Origin of the sequence: Pseudomonas agronomica, from assembly GCF_025917275.1 — a bacterium.
Taxonomy (GTDB): Bacteria; Pseudomonadota; Gammaproteobacteria; order Pseudomonadales; family Pseudomonadaceae; genus Aquipseudomonas; species Aquipseudomonas agronomica.
In genome coordinates, this window is the sequence record NZ_JAOSHO010000537.1 from 1 (window position 1) to 3,175 (window position 3,175).

Annotated in this window: 3 protein-coding genes; 1 reads left to right on the forward strand and 2 read right to left on the reverse strand. The window is 62.4% G+C overall.

What is annotated here, in order from left to right:
- Window positions 1-53: 53 nt before the first annotated feature.
- Complete coding sequence (locus OC610_RS24050) at window positions 54-1,427, reverse strand: heavy metal sensor histidine kinase (protein ID WP_264431411.1); 1,374 nt, start codon at window positions 1,425-1,427, stop codon at window positions 54-56.
- Entirely contained in the window at window positions 1,427-2,131 is a 705-nt protein-coding gene (locus tag OC610_RS24055; RefSeq protein WP_030138917.1) for a heavy metal response regulator transcription factor, read from the reverse strand. Before OC610_RS24055 ends, OC610_RS24050 begins: the two co-directional genes overlap by 1 nt.
- A 181-nt stretch (window positions 2,132-2,312) precedes the next feature.
- Here OC610_RS24055 and OC610_RS24060 point away from each other — a divergent pair, with 181 nt between their 5' ends.
- Window positions 2,313-3,098, forward strand: coding sequence for an SDR family NAD(P)-dependent oxidoreductase (locus OC610_RS24060; protein WP_264431414.1), 786 nt, complete (start codon window positions 2,313-2,315; stop codon window positions 3,096-3,098).
- The last annotated feature ends 77 nt before the right edge of the window (window positions 3,099-3,175 follow it).

A 3,175-nucleotide genomic window follows, 5' to 3' on the forward strand; every position in this document is an offset into this window, starting at 1 on the left:
GAGCGAGCCTGCTCGCGAAAGCGGCCCTCCGGCCAGCGGAGACGCCGAGTTGATTAACGCGCCGGCTGGCTCGTCAGAGAGAACCCGAAGGTGTTGACCCCGTCCTTGCTATGGGCGAACACCCGCCCGCCGTGCATGGAGGCTACCGCCCGCACGATGGAAAGCCCCAGGCCATGATGTGCGTCACTCCTGGCCCTCGCGGCGTCGGCTCGATAGAAACGCTCGAACAGGCGCTCCAGGTGCACGTTTTCAATGGGCTCACCGGCATTGGAGACGCTCACCTCGGCCTGCATGCCATGGCTGACCAGGCTCACCGTGATCGTGCTGGTCGGCACCGCGTATCGCGCGGCGTTCTGGATCAGATTGGCCAGGGATCGGTGAAACAAACGGCGGTCAATACGCACTCGCATGTCGCCTTGGATCACCACGCTCAGCTGTTTGTCGTGCAAGACCGGTTCCAGGTATTCCACGGTTTTCGACGCTTCCTCGCAGAGCGAAACGTCGCTGAGTTCAGTAGCCCGCTGCCCGCTTTCGGCGCCCGCCAGGAACAGCATGTCATTGACGATGGTGCCCATCCGTTCCAGCTCTTCAAGGTTCGATTGCAGCAAGTCCTGAAGCTCATTCACGTCTCGTCCGTGGGCCAGCGCGACCTGGGTCTGGCCAATCAGGTTGGTCAAGGGCGTGCGCAGTTCATGGGCGACATTGGCGTTGAACCCCTCAAGCTGGCACCAGGCGGCTTCCTGGCGCGCCAGGGCGCCGTTGAACGACACCGCCAGTTCCTGCAATTCCCCAGGCAGCGCCTCGGTGTCCAAGCGTTGTTTCGAATCCCCCGGCGGCAGGCTGTTGGCCTGGCGGCTCAAGCGCCGGACGGGTGCCAGGCCAAAACGCGCGATCCAATAGCCCAGCAGTGCCACCAGCACCACGCCCAGCGCCGACGTGAGGATCAATGTCTGGGTGAAGTGATCCAGGGTCTTCATGAACGGCGTTGAGTCGAGCCCCACGATAAAACGCAACTCCGGACGACTGCCCATGGCGGCAATGGTCTCGACCAGCAGGACCATGGGGCGGTCCCGGCCAGGTATCGTGACGCTGGAAAATCCATCCGGGCGCGTCGACCAGTCCCGGCCATCCGGCATCGCACCGCCATAGCTGTAGGTCGGGTTGTCAACCAGGACCCAATAGCGCACGCGTTCGTCGGCCGGCGTCAGGCCGTCGAGCTTCTGCCGCAACCCCACCCAGAATTGCGGAGAATCATATTTCGCCAGCACCGGGTCGAGAACCGAGTGGCGCAGGGTCAACTCGTTTTGCATCTGGTCTTCGAGCGATTGCTTCAAGGAACAGCGCAACAACGTCGCGCAAACGGCGGTGATAAGCATGACCGCGAGGGCAAACATCAGGGCGAGCCGCTTGGAGATCGAGCTTTTCATCACAGCGCACCGACTTGCCTGTCACTCGCTTCGCGGCTCTCCAGCACATAACCCATCCCCCGGACGGTATGCAGCAATTTGCGCGGATACGGCGCGTCAACCTTGGCGCGCACACGCTTGATCGCCACTTCGACCACGTTGGCGTCGCTGTCGAAATTCATGTCCCAGACCTGCTCGGCAATCATCAATTTGGAAAGAATCTCGCCCTGGTGCCGGGCCAGCAGGCTCAACAGGCAGAATTCCTTGGCCGTCAGGTCCAACCGCAACCCGGCACGGGTGACCTTGCGAGCCTGCAGGTCGACCTCCAGGTCGTCGATGCGCAGGTGCGTGGGATCGACCGCGTCATCGGCGCGCCGCCGGATCAATGCCTGGACGCGCGCGACCAGTTCGGCAAAGGAAAAGGGCTTGGCCAGGTAGTCATCGGCGCCCTCTCGCAACCCTCGGACGCGATCGTCCACCGTGCCCCTTGCCGACAACATGATGACCGGGGTCTTCTTGCGCAGACGCAGCCCCTGCAACACGCCGTAGCCGTCCTTGCCCGGCAACATGACATCGAGGATCACCACGTCGTATTCCATTTCCAACGCACAGTGCAGGCCATCGATGCCATTCGTCGCGACATCGACAATGTAGCCGAGCTCACTCAAGCCACGATGAACATAGGAGGACGTTTTTTCTTCGTCCTCGACAATGAGCAAGCGCATCGGGTATCTCCTCTCCGGAAACGGGGGCAACCCACAGAGTCTAGACAGCGAAGGTGTCCGCAGACTGACCGCTTCCTGACATTCTTGTCAGAAATCGTTTCCGCCCTGCCATACTGGCCGGCAGCGCTGGTAACCGGTGGCCTTGCTCCGCAGCCCTCACAAAAACAAATAGGAAAATGCCATGCCAGACACAAACGGAAAGTACCCCGTGGCACTGATCAGCGGGGTTGGCAGCCAGATGGGAATCGGTATGGCGATCGCCCGCAGGCTGGGTGCCGCCGGTGCCAGGCTGATCGTCACTGCCAGCAGCGCGCGCATTGCGCAACGTGTCGAGGAACTACGGGCCGAAGGCTTCGAGGTAGAAGGACGGGCCCTGGACCTCACCGATGAGCGACAAGTGCGTGAGTTCGGCCTGTGGGCCGAGTCAGTTTGGGGGCGGATCGATGTGCTGGTAAACAACGCGGGCATGGCCATGCAAGGCAGCCCGGAGTCGTTTGCCGAAGTGGCGACTTTGGATCTGGAAACATGGAACCTGTCACTGGCCCGGAACCTGACAACGGCGTTCCTGCTGACCCGTGCCGTCCTCCCCGGCATGCAGGCGCGCAATTATGGCCGCATCGTCAATATCAGCTCCACCACCGGTACCCGCTGCAGCAACCCCGGCGAGGCTGCCTATAGCGCTGCGAAGGCGGCCATGGTGGGGATGAGCATGGGTTTGGCGCTTGAAGTCGCCCGGCAGGGAATCACGGTCAATTGCGTCGCGCCCGGCTGGATCGCTACCGGCTCGACCACCGCCGAAGAAGCCCATGCAGCGCGCTACACGCCAATGGGCCGGGCGGGACGCCCCGAAGAAGTCGCCGCCCTGGTGGCTTTCCTGGCATCCGCTGAGTCCAGCTACATCACCGGTGAGGTCATGGTGGTGGATGGCGGCAACTGTCTGGTGGAGAACAAGGCGCCGGGGCGCTGATTCACAAGACGAGGTCGATAAACCCGTGGCAAGGAAGCTTGCCCCCGCTCGGCGCTGTAGGAGCTGGCGAAGCCTGC

Coding starts and splice junctions, on each gene's coding strand:
- OC610_RS24050 (WP_264431411.1), bottom strand. CDS start 1,427: ATGAAAAGCTCGATCTCCAAGCGGCTCGCCCTGATGTTTGCCCTCGCG.
- OC610_RS24055 (WP_030138917.1), bottom strand. CDS start 2,131: ATGCGCTTGCTCATTGTCGAGGACGAAGAAAAAACGTCCTCCTATGTT.
- OC610_RS24060 (WP_264431414.1), top strand. CDS start 2,313: ATGCCAGACACAAACGGAAAGTACCCCGTGGCACTGATCAGCGGGGTT.